The organism is Mesorhizobium sanjuanii (assembly GCF_002529485.1).
Lineage (GTDB): Bacteria > Pseudomonadota > Alphaproteobacteria > Rhizobiales > Rhizobiaceae > Mesorhizobium > Mesorhizobium sanjuanii.
This window is the reverse complement of record NZ_NWQG01000006.1, coordinates 25,080-38,387: the sequence shown is the minus strand read 5'-3', so window position 1 is coordinate 38,387 and position 13,308 is coordinate 25,080. Positions and strand designations below refer to the sequence as shown.

General features: G+C 61.6%; 14 protein-coding genes. 6 read left to right on the top strand and 8 right to left on the bottom strand.

Going from position 1 to position 13,308, the window contains the following annotated elements:
* Positions 1-84: 84 nt before the first annotated feature.
* The 6 genes from glnT to CN311_RS01215 all read right to left on the bottom strand — a co-directional run bounded on the left by glnT (position 85) and on the right by CN311_RS01215 (position 6,171).
* Positions 85-1,392 (bottom strand): type III glutamate--ammonia ligase, encoded by a 1,308-nt coding sequence (glnT, locus tag CN311_RS01240; RefSeq protein ID WP_097571621.1) that lies wholly within the window; start codon positions 1,390-1,392, stop codon positions 85-87.
* Positions 1,393-1,427: 35 nt separating this feature from the next.
* Positions 1,428-2,756, bottom strand: coding sequence for an FMN-binding glutamate synthase family protein (locus CN311_RS01235; RefSeq protein WP_097571620.1), 1,329 nt, complete (start codon positions 2,754-2,756; stop codon positions 1,428-1,430).
* A 6-nt stretch (positions 2,757-2,762) separates the two neighbouring features.
* Entirely contained in the window at positions 2,763-3,494 is a 732-nt protein-coding gene (locus tag CN311_RS01230; protein ID WP_097571619.1) for a GltB/FmdC/FwdC-like GXGXG domain-containing protein, read from the bottom strand.
* A 4-nt stretch (positions 3,495-3,498) separates the two neighbouring features.
* Positions 3,499-4,395 (bottom strand): class II glutamine amidotransferase, encoded by an 897-nt coding sequence (locus tag CN311_RS01225; RefSeq protein ID WP_097571618.1) that lies wholly within the window; start codon positions 4,393-4,395, stop codon positions 3,499-3,501.
* A 134-nt stretch (positions 4,396-4,529) separates the two neighbouring features.
* Positions 4,530-4,748: a hypothetical protein gene (locus CN311_RS01220; protein WP_006330135.1), complete on the bottom strand. Its 219-nt coding sequence runs from the start codon at positions 4,746-4,748 to the stop codon at positions 4,530-4,532.
* A gap of 22 nt (positions 4,749-4,770) precedes the next feature.
* Entirely contained in the window at positions 4,771-6,171 is a 1,401-nt protein-coding gene (locus tag CN311_RS01215; protein WP_097571617.1) for an ammonium transporter, read from the bottom strand.
* 171 nt (positions 6,172-6,342) lie between these two features.
* Between CN311_RS01215 and CN311_RS01210 the strand changes: the two genes are divergently transcribed.
* From CN311_RS01210 to CN311_RS01190, 5 genes are all read left to right on the top strand, one after another.
* Positions 6,343-7,476 (top strand): aminomethyl transferase family protein, encoded by a 1,134-nt coding sequence (locus CN311_RS01210; RefSeq protein ID WP_097571616.1) that lies wholly within the window; start codon positions 6,343-6,345, stop codon positions 7,474-7,476.
* A gap of 40 nt (positions 7,477-7,516) precedes the next feature.
* A complete protein-coding gene (locus CN311_RS01205) occupies positions 7,517-8,113 on the top strand; it encodes a dimethylamine monooxygenase subunit DmmA family protein (RefSeq protein ID WP_097571615.1) in 597 nt (198 codons plus the stop codon).
* Positions 8,110-9,075, top strand: coding sequence for a PDR/VanB family oxidoreductase (locus CN311_RS01200; RefSeq protein ID WP_097571614.1), 966 nt, complete (start codon positions 8,110-8,112; stop codon positions 9,073-9,075). Before CN311_RS01205 ends, CN311_RS01200 begins: the two co-directional genes overlap by 4 nt.
* Before the next feature lie 9 nt (positions 9,076-9,084).
* On the top strand, positions 9,085-10,125 hold the full coding sequence (locus CN311_RS01195; protein WP_097571613.1) for a heme-dependent oxidative N-demethylase family protein: 1,041 nt from the start codon (positions 9,085-9,087) through the stop codon (positions 10,123-10,125).
* Between the two features lie 92 nt (positions 10,126-10,217).
* Complete coding sequence (locus CN311_RS01190) at positions 10,218-10,424, top strand: hypothetical protein (RefSeq protein ID WP_245440677.1); 207 nt, start codon at positions 10,218-10,220, stop codon at positions 10,422-10,424.
* 33 nt (positions 10,425-10,457) lie between these two features.
* Here the strand turns inward: CN311_RS01190 and CN311_RS01185 are convergent, their stop codons facing one another.
* The gene (locus CN311_RS01185; RefSeq protein ID WP_097571612.1) at positions 10,458-11,174 is read right to left on the bottom strand and encodes a helix-turn-helix domain-containing protein; all 717 of its coding nucleotides are present in this window, start codon (positions 11,172-11,174) and stop codon (positions 10,458-10,460) included.
* A 345-nt stretch (positions 11,175-11,519) separates the two neighbouring features.
* Between CN311_RS01185 and CN311_RS01180 the strand changes: the two genes are divergently transcribed.
* Positions 11,520-12,878 carry an NAD(P)-binding domain-containing protein gene (locus CN311_RS01180; protein WP_097571611.1) on the top strand — a complete coding sequence of 453 codons (1,359 nt, stop codon included), beginning with the start codon at positions 11,520-11,522 and terminating at the stop codon, positions 12,876-12,878.
* Positions 12,879-12,897: 19 nt separating this feature from the next.
* Here CN311_RS01180 and CN311_RS01175 read toward each other — a convergent pair whose 3' ends face one another.
* Positions 12,898-13,275, bottom strand: coding sequence for a GFA family protein (locus tag CN311_RS01175; RefSeq protein ID WP_097571610.1), 378 nt, complete (start codon positions 13,273-13,275; stop codon positions 12,898-12,900).
* Positions 13,276-13,308 lie beyond the last annotated feature (33 nt).

Sequence of the window (13,308 nt, the reverse complement as noted above, 5' to 3'; positions counted from 1 at the left end):
TCCAAGGCCGCTCGCCCCACTCCGGATCATTCTTAACGCATCGGATTCATCCGAAAACCGCTTCACACTTTTCGGTCCGATGCTCTAGATGTCCAGCGTGTGGTCGCGCTCCCACTGCGTGAAGTGCGAAGCATAGGAATTCCATTCCTGGTGCTTCAGCTTTAGATAAGCCGACGAGAATTCCTCACCCAGCGCCGTCTTGAGCGATTTGTCCTTGTCGAACTCGCGCAGCGCGTCGAGCAGGTTGAGCGGCAGCTTGGGCGCGCCCTTCACCGTATGGCCGAACTGGTACATGTCGATATCGTAGCGCTTGCCGGGATCGGCTTTCGAGCGGATGCCGTCCAGCCCGGCGGCGATGATGACCGCCTGCAAGAGATAGGGGTTGGCCGCGCCGTCAGGCAGCCTGAGTTCGAACCGGCCGGGTCCGGGCACACGCACCATGTGGGTGCGGTTGTTGCCGGTCCAGGTCACCGTGTTCGGCGCCCAGGTCGCGCCCGAAATCGTGCGCGGCGCATTGATGCGCTTGTAGGAATTCACCGTCGGGTTGGTGATCGCGGCAAGTGCCGAGGCATGCTTCATGATGCCGCCGAGGAAGTTCCTGCCTTTTGCCGACAGGCCAAGCTCCATCGCATTGTCGGCAAAGACATTGGTCTTGCCTGCCTTGTCCCACACCGAGATATGGGCATGGCAGCCATTGCCGGTCAGGCCCTGGAAGGGTTTGGGCATGAAGGTGGCGCGCAGGCCGTGCTTCTCGGCAATCGACTTGACCATGAACTTGAAAAAGGAGTGCCTGTCGGCGGTGGCCAGCGCGTCGTCGAAGGCCCAGTTCATCTCGAACTGGCCGTTGGCGTCCTCATGGTCGTTCTGGTAGGGCCCCCAGCCGAGCGCCAGCATATGGTCGCAGATCTCGGCGATGACATCGTAGCGGCGCATCACCGCCTGCTGGTCGTAGCAGGGTTTCGAGGCGGTATCATATTGGTCGGAGATGACGCTGCCGTCGGGCGAGATCAGGAAGAACTCGGCCTCGACGCCGGTCTTGATGTGCATGCCGTCGGTCGCGGCTTCGGCGATCAGCCGCCTCAGCGTGTTGCGTGGCGTCTGGTCGACCTCCTTGTCGTCCATGATGCAGTTGGCGGCGACCCAGGCAACCTCGGGCTTCCATGGCAGCTGGATGACAGAATCCGGATCCGGCACCGCCAGCATGTCGGGATGCGCTGGCGTCAGGTCCAGCCAGGTGGCGAAACCGGCAAAGCCGGCGCCGTCCTTCTGCATGTCGGCGATCGCCTGCGCCGGCACCAGCTTGGCGCGTTGCCCACCGAACAGGTCGGTGTAGGAAATCATGAAATACTTGACGCCGTGCTTCTTGGCAAAAGCGGCGAGATCGTTCCCCATTATAGTTCCTCGCTTACGGTATTTTGGATTGTGTCTTAGAAGCCGTTCTTCCCCGGTATCCAGTTGGTGCCAGCCAGCGGCACGCCGGCCATGGCGGCGGCTTCGATGGTGAGCGCGACGAGATCCTCGGGCTCGAGATTGTGCAGGCTGTTCTTGCCGCAGGCACGCGCAATCGTCTGCGCCTCCAGCGTCATCACCTTGAGATAGTTCGCCAGACGCCGCCCTGCCGCGATCGGGTCGACCCGCTTCATCAGTTCGGGGTCCTGCGTGGTGATGCCGGCCGGGTCGCGCCCTTCGTGCCAATCGTCATAGGCGCCAGCGGTGGTGCCGAGCTCGTTATAGTCGGCCTCCCAGCGCGGATCATTGTCGCCGAGCGCGACGAGCGCCGCCGTGCCGATCGACACCGCGTCGACGCCGAGCGCCAGCGCCTTGGCGACATCGGCGCCGTTGCGGATGCCGCCGGAAACAATGAGCTGCACCTTGCGGTGCATGCCGAGATCCTGCAGCGCCTGCACCGCCGGCCTGATGCAGGCAAGCGTAGGCTGGCCGACATTTTCGATGAACACCTCCTGCGTCGCGGCGGTGCCGCCCTGCATGCCGTCGATGACGACGACATCGGCGCCCGATTTCACCGCAAGTGCGGTGTCATAATAGGGCCGCGCGCCGCCGACCTTGACGTAGATCGGCTTCTCCCAGTCGGTGATTTCGCGCAGTTCCAGGATCTTGATCTCGAGGTCGTCGGGCCCGGTCCAGTCGGGATGCCGCGAGGCCGAGCGCTGGTCGATGCCCTTGGGCAGCGTCCGCATCTCGGCGACGCGGTCGGAGATCTTCTGGCCAAGCAGCATGCCGCCGCCGCCGGGCTTGGCGCCCTGGCCAACCACCACCTCGATCGCATCGGCCCGGCGCAAATCGCGCGGGTTCATGCCATAGCGCGACGGCAGATATTGGTAGACCAGCACCTTGGAATGACCACGCTCTTCCTCGGTCATGCCGCCGTCACCGGTGGTGGTCGAGGTGCCGGCCAGCGTCGCGCCGCGCCCTAGCGCTTCCTTGGCCGGGCCGGACAGCGAGCCGAAACTCATGCCGGCGATGGTGATCGGGATCTTCAGCTCGATCGGCTTCTTGGCGTGGCGCGAGCCCAGCACGACGCCGGTGTCGCAGCGCTCGCGATAGCCTTCGAGCGGATAGCGCGAGATCGAGGCGCCAAGAACCAGCAGGTCGTCGAAATGCGGCAGCTTGCGCTTGGCGCCACCGCCGCGGATGTCATAGATGCCGGTCGCCGCGGCGCGGCGGATCTCGGAAAGCGTGTAGTCGTCGAAGGTCGCGGATTTGCGCGGCGTCGTCGGCGGGTTGCGATAGGTCATTTTGCCTCAATATGCGTCGGCATTGTCGATATTGAAATTGTAGAGCGTGCGCGCCGAGCCGTAGCGCTTGAACTCGGCCGGCTTGACGCCGGTCACGCAGGCGCGGTCGAGCAAGCCTTGCAGTAGCTCCAGATGCTCAGGCCGCATCTCCTTGGCGATGCAGTCGGCGCCGAGGCTGTCGACCTTGCCGCGCACGAACAGCCGCGCCTCGTAGATGGAATCGCCCAGCGCATCGCCGGCATCGCCCAGCACCACCAGATTGCCCGATTGCGCCATGAAGGCCGACATGTGGCCGATATTGCCATGCACGACGATGTCGATGCCTTTCATCGAGATGCCGCAGCGCGACGAGGCATTGCCTTCGATGACCAGCAATCCGCCCCGTCCGGTGGCGCCGGCATATTGGCTGGCGTCGCCCTTGATGGTGATCGAGCCCGACATCATGTTCTCGCCGACGCCCGGCCCGGCCGAACCGTGGACGGTGATCGCGGCGCCATCGTTCATGCCGCCGCAATAATAGCCGACGCTGCCGCGCACATCGATGGTGACCGGCTGGTCGACGCCGACGGCGACCGAGTGGCTGCCTTTTGGATGGAGCACCTCCCAGGCGGTCTCGTTGGAGCCGGGGGTCAACTTGTGAAGCGCCTGGTTGAGCTCGCGCAGCGACATCGCGTCGAGATCGAAGACCCGTGATGCGTTATCGTGCGCTGCCGTCTTTGAAAGCTTGGTTGCCGGCATCAGCTCAATGCTCCCAGAAATAGACGGTCGCGGGCTCGGGTTCCCAGACCCTCGCATTGTCTATGCCGGGCAGTTTGGTAAGCGCACGATATTCGGAACCGAAGGCGACATATTGGTCGGTCTCCGCCATCACGGCAGGCTTGCAGGCGATCGGGTCGCGCACCACGCCGAAGCCGTTCTTGGTACCGACGACGAAGGTGAAGAAGCCATCGAGATCGCTGAGCGTGCCTTCCAGCGCCTCGCCGAGATTCTTGCCATGCGCCATCTGCGAGGAGAGATAGGCGGCCGCCACTTCGGTGTCGTTCTCGGTCTCGAATGTCATGCCTTCGCGGACCAGCTCGCGCCGTACATTGTTGTGGTTGGAGAGCGAACCATTATGCACCAGGCACTGGTCGGCGCCAGTCGAGAACGGATGCGCGCCCATCGTTGTGACAGCCGATTCGGTCGCCATTCGGGTATGGCCGATGCCATGCGTGCCGGTCATCTTGCGGACGTCGAAACGCTCGACGACGGCTTCCGGCAGGCCGACTTCCTTGTAGATTTCCACCACGTCGCCGGCGCCCATGATGCGGATATCGGGCCTCAGCGCCTGGATCGCCTCACGCGCCTCGTCGATCTTGTCGGGCCTGGTCCTGACGACTGCATGCGTCGACTTTATCGCCACGCTCACCGGCGCGCCGATGGCCTTGGCGAGTTCGGTATCGAGACCGCGGAAATCGCGTTCCGGCTTCGCCGACTGGATGGTGATCTTGGCCTCGTTGCCGATCGGCGCACCGTAGATGGCGATGCCGGCGCTATCGGGACCGCGGTCGCTGAGCGAGATCAGCATCTCCGAAAGCATTGCGCCCAGCTTGGGTTCCAGCGCCTTGTCCTTCAAGAAAAGTCCGACGATTCCACACATGTCAGCCTCCGACGTTTTGTAGCTTCCGGATCATGTATCGAATGAGTCCCTGGAATTCAACTCACATGAAAGTTTTTTTCATAAGAAAAAACAAGTCACCTGGCGCAGGCGGCGCCAGGTGACAGATATTGAGACTAATAGCGGTCGATCGCCTCTCGTGTCTCGTCGCCGCTGCGGTCCGCGGCCATGTCGGCCTCGATTTCAGCGTTCTCGTGGCGCGTCTGGAGGACGTGCCAGCCGATCCAGAAAACGAGGCCGATGATGACCATCAGCACTTCTGAACCCTGAAACGGGTAGATTGCGCCGACGTCCTTGAGGTCGACGGCCCAGCTTTCCATGCCATTGGTGGACATTGCGAGTTCTCCTGTCGGTTGGCTATTTGATCATGGCCTTTTCGGCAGATCCCACTTCTCGCACCGATGCCTCGAACGCATGGTTGAGGGCAAAGTCGACGCCCTCGAGTTCGACCTTGGCAGGCACACGCAGCAGGTTCATCCCGTTGAGGATCTTGCAGACAACAAGGGTGGGGACGAAGCCGAGCGCGAACATCAGCACCGCGCCCGCGAAATTGCCGAGCGGATTGATGTGCGCGAACCCCTCATAGGGCGAGGACGGCTGTCCCCACAGCATGAAACCCGCCACCACGACGCCGAGGAAACCGCCATAGCCGTGCACGGCAACGGCGCCCACCGCATCGTCGATCTTGAAGCGGCGCTCGACGAAGTAGTGCAGCTTGTAGCAGATGCTAGGGACGATCGCGCCGATCAGCATCGCCTGGATCGGGTGATAGAGATCGTTGCCTGCCGAAGCCGAGATGACGCCGCAAAGCCCCATCGAGAACGTCCAGAACGGGTCGCCCTTGGAGACGATATAGCCGGCCAGCATCCCGCCCGACAGCGACATCAGGAAGTTGAAGGTGATCGCCGAGAGCGTGGTCGGCCCGAGGTAGATGTTGGTCGTCGTCCAGGTCTCGCCGGTGATCTGGCCGGCAATGACCTCCGGGCTGATCAGCGGAATGTTGCACGCGGCGTAGAAGCCCCAGAAGCCGGTGTAGATCAGGAACAGCCCGATCGTGACCAGCCACACATTGTGGGGCGGGATGTCTCGGGCCGTGCCGTCGGGCCTGAACTTGCCGATGCGCGGACCGAGCACGATGAGGAAGGCGAGCGCCGCTCCGCCCGCTATGGCGTGCACGACGCCCGATGCATAGGCGTCATGATAACCCCAGAGCTTCACCATCCAGCCTTGCGGATGCCAGCCCCAGGATGCGTCGAGGATCCACAGGACCGAGCCGACCAGCACCGCGACGATCCAGAACGCGCCCGAGCGCGCGCGTTCTATGATCGAACCCGAGATGATCGACGCCGTCGTGATGGAGAACAGCAGGAAGGCGCCCCAGAACACGCCGTTGAGGCGATGCCACAGCGCGGCATCGGCCGGCGTGACCCCCGATTCGCCTGGATTGACGCCGGAGAGATGGGCGCCCATCAGCGGATTCCACGGTTCGGCGAATGGTGCCGCGACAAGTCCGCCCGCGACCATGCCCGGTCCGTTGGGGAATCCGAAATAGATCCACCAGCCGAAAAGATAGAACGTCACCGTGACGAGCGGGATCGCCATCGCGTTCTTCATAAGCGTTTTCAGGTGATTGCGACGGCGTGACACCCCCACCTCGTAGGTGCAGAACCCGACGTGGATGAGGAACATCATGACGATGGTCACCCAATAATAGAATTCCGTGAAAATGGTCGTTAGAGCGTTGAGATTCCCTTCCATTTTATGTCCCCTCTCTTCAGCTGAGTTCCTTGCCTCCTAGTAAAACTTTTTGCATCTTAGTATTGCGCGCTTTTGGAGTTTTGAGTCAATATGGTTCGCAACGTTGCCCCGGCTCATGAGGGCCTTGAAGCGGCGAAACGTTGGCAATTATGTTGAGGGAGAAGCAGGCCCATGACGGCATCCTGGAGATTTTCGACCCTGGCGGATCGCCATCGCGCGCTCGGCTCGAAGCTCGAAGACTGGAGCGGCATGGGCACCGCCTGGACCTACGACAAGGATGCCGACGAGGAATACATCGCCATCCGCACCAAGGCCGGGCTGATGGACGTCTCTGGCCTCAAGAAGGTCCACATCACCGGGCCGCATGCCTCGCACCTGATCGACCTCGCTACGACGCGCGATGTGGAAAAGATCTATCCCGGCAAGTCGGCCTACGCCTGCATGCTCAATGAGGCGGGAAAATTCACCGACGACTGCATCCTCTACCGCACCGGCCCGAATTCCTGGATGGTCGTGCATGGTTCGGGCACCGGCCATGAGGAGCTGCAGCGGGCAGCGATGGGGCGCGACGTCTCGCTGCGCTTCGACGACAATCTGCACGACCTGTCGCTGCAGGGTCCGACCGCTGTCGACTATCTCTCGAAGCATGTGCCGGGCATTCGCGATCTGCCCTATTTCCATCATATGCAGACGCAGCTGTTCGGCTTTCCGGTGATGATTTCGCGCACCGGCTACACCGGCGAGCGGGGCTACGAGATCTTCTGCCGCGGCCAGGATGCCGGCGCGATCTGGGACAGGATCCTCGACGAGGGCAAGGGCGCCGGCATCATTCCTTGCCGCTTCACCACGCTCGACATGTTGCGCGTCGAGAGCTACCTGCTGTTTTATCCCTACGATAATTCCCAAAAGTATCCGTTCGACAATGAAGGCCCCGGCGACACGCTGTGGGAGCTCGGCCTCGACTTCACCGTCAGCCCCGGCAAGACAGGCTTTCGCGGCGCCGAGGAACACTACCGCCTCAAGGGCCAGGAGCGCTTCAAGATCTATGGCGTGCTCCTCGACGGCAAGGAGCCGGCCGACGAGGGCGCGCCGGTCTATCGCGACGGCAAAAAAGTCGGCGTGGTGACCTGCGCCATGTATTCGCCATTGGTCAAGAAATCGATGGGCATCGCCAGGCTTGATGTCGACTGCGCCGTCAAGGACACCAAGCTGGAGATCCGCAACAAGAGCGGTGCGATCAATGCCACCGCGCAGCCGCTTCCCTTCGATGATCCGAAGAAGACCAAGCGCACGGCGAAAGGCTGAGGCATAGTCAAAGGCGAGCGGTTCGAGGCATAAACAGAGAATGGCAGCCAAAAGTATCATTAGCCGGCCCGTTTACGGAACCTTGTCTCCGCAGCCCGGCAAGCACCATCTTTTCATCGCGGATGCCGAGGGCGCGCTGGCAATAACGGACATGGCCGCCAAGGCGCCCGTCGGGTTTTTTGACGGCGCCCACATCATCTTCATCCCCGGTCCTGACGGCAAGTATGTCGAAGCGCTCGAAGCGTTGAAGCCGGCGCAGTTTTACCAGGGATATTCCTTCGCCAGTGCCTTGCCACGGCTCAAACAGACGCTGGCCAACGCGCATATGGGGCTGCGCCTCTATCTCGCAGGCACTGAGGGGCTGATCGGCCAGGCCATGCAGGTCGCGCTCGAAGCCGGCATCGACCATACCTCGATCCAGACCGAACATCGCGGTTCGCTGGCGCGGCGCATGCAATGCGTGCATTGCAAGGGCATCACCGAAAACGTGACGACGCAGCCGGCGACCTGTTCGCATTGTGGCCTGCTTCTTCTGGTACGCGATCATTACTCGCGGCGTCTTGCGGCCTTCCAGGGGGTCTGCATCAACGCCGAGGATCGTAGCGAAATTCCTCCCATGGAGGAGATATTTCGATGAGCACCGGCACCACCAAGCTTGATGTCGTCGTCTCCGATGTCGTCCCGGTCAACGATCTGGTGACGCGCTTCCATTTTCGCCGGCGTGACGGCGAGCTTTTGCCGACCTTTTCCGGCGGCGCCCATGTCGTGGTCGAGATGCGCGATGGCGAGCGGACCAGGCTCAATCCCTATTCGCTGATGGGCTCGCCGCTCGACACCCGTGAATACACGATCTCGGTGCGCCGTGACGATGTCGGGCGCGGCGGCTCGCTGTTCATGCACCGGAGCGTCAAGCCGGGCCTGGAGATGGTGATCAGCTATCCGGTCAATTTGTTCTCGCTCGATTTGCGCGCCAAGAAACACCTGATGCTGGCCGGCGGCATCGGCATCACCCCGTTCATGGCGCAGACCGCGCAACTGGCGGCGGAAGGCGGCAATTTCGAATTGCACTACACGTGCCGCACCGCCTCGCTCGGCACCTATGCCGATGTGCTGCGGGAACGCTACGACCGCCGCGTCAGGCTCTATCACGACGATCGCGACGAGCGCATCGATCTCGACCGGCTCTTATCCTCGCAGCCGCTCGGCACGCATCTCTATGTTTGCGGTCCATCCGGGATGATCGCTTGGGTGCGCGACCGCGCCGCCGCCTTGGGCTGGCCGTCGGAAACCGTGCATTTCGAGCATTTCGCGGCACCGCAGCCCGGCGCACCCTTCGACGTGACGCTGGCCGTCACCGGCAAGACGATCCGCGTCGACGAGCAGCAGAGTCTGCTAGAAGCGATCGAGGCGGCCGGCGTCGATCCACCCTATCTCTGCCGCGGCGGCGTCTGCGGCCAGTGCGAAACCAACGTCATCGCGCATGACGGCAAATTCATTCACAACGATCACTGGCTGAGCGAGGAAGACCATCGTTCCGGCTGCAAGATCATGCCGTGCGTGTCGCGCTTCGAGGGCCGGTCGCTGGTCTTGGAAAGATAGGAGGCGAGCTTGGGCATCACCTTTCGCAAGGAAACGTTCCGCGACGACTTCACTTTCAGGAACAGCCCGGAGCACATCAGGCGGTTTCCGTTTCCATTCCACGAAGACAGCTACATGTATGCGGTTAACATTGAGCCGCATGTTGTCGGGCCGAAGGGCAGCGTGCTCGAAAACCTGATCGACGTCGACGAGCACTATGTCTCCGAGATGCAGGACCGCGCTTTGGTGCTGGCCGAGGATCCGCTGCGCTGCCAGTCGCTGCCGCACATGACGCTGGCCGGCTGGGACCTGCTCGAACTCCTGATGGAACAGCAAGCGCTGGGCTACCCCGAGCATTTCACGCTCACCCGCGACGGCGACCGCTGGCGCTGGATCAACCGCCCGCTCGGCATCGACGACACCTTCACCTTCGGCGATGTCTCGACGCTGCCTTACGGGCCGATGGAATACATCACCAGGCAGAGCCAGGGCGATTTCTGCATCCTCGACCAGCGTGACGGCAATCTGTGGATGGATGCCGGCATGGTCACCACCCAGGCCGACTGGTCGCTCGATTTCGACATCGGCATGAACTTCTTCGAGTGGCACGCGCCGGTGCCGCTGGCGCATGAAAAGGGGATTTTCGTCAGGGCCTTGAAGTTCCTCACCAATATCCAGCAAGGCAAGCCGGCACGGCGGTTGAACTGGACCATGACCATCAACCCGCGCCTCGACACCAGCCCGGAAAATTATCACAAATGGGGACCGGACCGGACGACGGTGACGGCGGAGAACGTCGGTGATAAGGTGCATCTGCGCGTCGAGCTGCAAAGCTTCTGGCGGCTGCCACGCTCCAACGGCATAGTCTTTCCGATCCGCTGCTACCTGATCAAGATGGACGAGCTGGTGACGCAGCCGAAATGGGCGCGGCGTCTGCACCGCGTCATCCGTGACCTGCCTGAGGAACTCGCCACCTACAAGGGCCTGACCCGCTATCGCCCGACACTGGTCGAATGGCTGTCGAAGCTGGATGACGGCAGCCCGACGAGTCCGGGGTTTGGGCCGGATTGAGTTTGATTTGTAGTGTTTGCGCTGCCTCTCACCGGGCATAGTTGCTCGCGCCGGTCATTGTGGGGCGATGGCAGATTTGAACCGGAGTTCTAATGATGCCAGTTGTTCAAGAAGAGCCTTCGCCCTCGCATCCTGAAGAAATCAAATCAGTTTTCGATCTGCGAGTAGGGAAGCATATCACGTTGCAGGGCAGTGCCAGGATAACACCGGCAGGCGTGATCTGCACCGGGATCGCGGTTGCCGCCATGACGCTCGCGCTTGGGTACCTTGCCTCAACAACCAGCCGTCGCGGGCGCTAGTGCATCTCGCCCAAAACTGGCCCCGATTTCGCCTCAACCCGCGCTGTTCTGCGCATAGCAGATGATCGAGAGGTAGCGCATCGGCAACTGGGTCAACTGTTCCGGCCCGTGCGGCGCGTCGGCGTCGAAGAACAGGCTGTCGCCCGGCTTCATCGGATAGAGGTGGCTGCCGTGCCGGTAAACGACTTCGCCTTCAAGCATGTAGAGGAACTCCATGCCCTCATGCTGGAAGGTCGGGAACACATCGGAATCCTCGGTTAGCGTGATTAGATAGGGTTCGACGACGACGCCACTGGTGTTGGAGCCGATATGCCCGAGCAGATTGTACTGGTGGCCGGCGCGCGTGCCGCGGCGTTCGACATCAAGCCCTTCGCCCGCCTTGACGAAGACAGCGCTGCGCTCCTCCTCGAAGCGGCGGAAGAAGGCGGTGACGGGAACGCCGAGCGCCCGCGACAGCGCCTGCAGTGTCGTCAGCGACGGCGAGGTGATGCCATTCTCGATCTTCGACAGCATGCCGAGCGAAATTTCGGTGGCGACCGCCAGGTCGGCGACGGTGATGCCGAGCTTCTTGCGGAACGCCCGGACCTCGCGGCCGATCGCGACTTCCAGCACCTTTTCACGGGTGTCGCGAATGGCGTGCGGGTTTTGGGTGAGTGGTGTGCGGATGGTTCGCCCATCGGCGGCCTTAGGCAATGGCTTGGCCTTGGCCGCGGCGATGCCAGGCTTGGACTCTGAAGACTTTTTCGCCATGTCGCCGCCCCGAACCCTGTGGATTTATTTCACTCAAGGTGAACATATTCGCTGCCGATACAATAGCGCAACCGCCGCAACAAGCCCCGCGTGATGGATCACGCGGTTTTTCCCGATGTTTGGTCCGCGACCGCTTTTCCCCCTGAAAGTTGCGATCGCGCAACGCTGTTTCGACGCAAGACCTGTTGACAGCACGGGAGCGCCAATTACTGTCCCTGTCAGTGAAATTTGTTTCGTAAGAGCAATTCCAGGAAAAGTGTGAAACGGTTCCCGGGAAAAGCTCGTAGCGCTTTCCCTTGGGAATTGCGTCAAGACAGAAGTCGAAATCAGGACGGGAGGTCCGCAATGAAAAGTCGTGTTGCCGTCATTGGTGCCGGACCGTCCGGTATGGCCCAGCTCAGGGCCTTCAAGTCAGCCGCCGACAAGGGCGCCGATATTCCCGAGATCGTCTGCTTCGAAAAGCAGTCCGACTGGGGTGGCCTCTGGAATTACACCTGGCGCACCGGTCTCGACGAGCATGGCGATCCGGTCCACGGCTCGATGTACCGCTATCTCTGGTCGAATGGGCCGAAGGAATGCCTCGAATTTGCCGACTACACGTTCGAGGAGCACTTCGGCCGGCCGATTGGCTCCTATCCGCCGCGCGCCGTGCTGTGGGACTACATCAAGGGCCGCGTCGAAAAATCCGGCGTGCGCAAATGGGTGCGCTTCAACAGCCCGGTGCGCATGGTCACGTTCTCGGATCAGACGAAGAAATTCACCGTCACCGCGCATGACCGCGCCAACGACGTGACCTATTCGGAAGAGTTCGACAATGTCGTCGTCGCCTCGGGGCATTTCTCGGTGCCCAACGTGCCTTATTTCGAGGGCTTTTCGACCTTCAACGGCCGCATCCTGCACAGCCATGATTTCCGCGACGCCATGGAATTCAAGGGCAAGGACATATTGATCATCGGCCGCTCCTATTCGGCCGAGGACATCGGTTCGCAATGCTACAAATACGGCGCCAAATCGATCACCTCCAGCTACCGCTCCAAGCCGATGGGCTTCAAATGGCCGGAGAACTGGAAGGAAGTGCCGCTGCTGCAGAAGGTCGTCGGCAAGACCGCGCATTTCAAGGACGGCAGCACCAAGGATGTCGACGCCATCATCCTGTGCACCGGCTACCTCCACTCCTTCCCCTTCCTTACCGACGATTTGAAGCTCAAGACCGCCAACCGCATGTGGCCGGACGGGCTCTATGAGGGAGTCGTCTGGGAGAAGAATCCGCAACTGTCCTATATCGGCATGCAGGACCAGTTCTACACGTTCAACATGTTCGACGCGCAGGCCTGGTTCGCCCGCGACGTCATCATGGGGCGCATCAAGTTGCCTTCGGCAGAGGCGATGGCGGCGCACGGCGCGAAATGGCGGGCGCGCGAGGAGACATTGGAAGACGCCGAGCAGATGATCTGGTTCCAGGGCGATTACACCAAGGAACTGATGGACCAGACCGATTATCCCGGCTTCGACGTCGAGGCAGTCAACCAGACCTTCATGGAATGGGAACACCACAAGGTCGAGAACATCATGACCTTCCGCGACAATGCCTACCGCTCGCTGATGACCGGCACGATGGCGCCGCTGCACCATACGCCGTGGCTGCAGGCGATGGACGATTCGATGGAGAGCTATCTCGAGGTGAAAGGCGTCGCGGCGGAATAAGGCTTCCGCGTCAATCTTTTCAGGCCGGCGCCACGATCCAAGCATGGCGGTTTTCACCATACACGGCCTGAGTAGGCTGTGGGAACAAAGGGTCGGCGAAACAACCCACAGCGATGGCAACGGCCGTGGGCTTTCGCGATGGATACCAGAAGACCGTCGAGCCGCACGTCTCGCAGAAGTGGAACGTGACGGGAAATCCGCTGTCGGAATCGCGCTGATACGTCCGGGAAGCCCCCTCAATTTCGGTTGATCGGGCTTCGAAAAATGCCGCGATCCCGAACGGGCTTCCGGTTCGCCTTTGGCAAGCGAGGCAATGGCAAAGCGATACCTTGGCCGGCTCCTGCGGGCAGCGGATCAGCAATTGGCCGCAGGTGCAGCGGGCTGTCCGGCTGGTCATGGGTTCTCTCCGTGATCGAGATTCGAGCTCGAG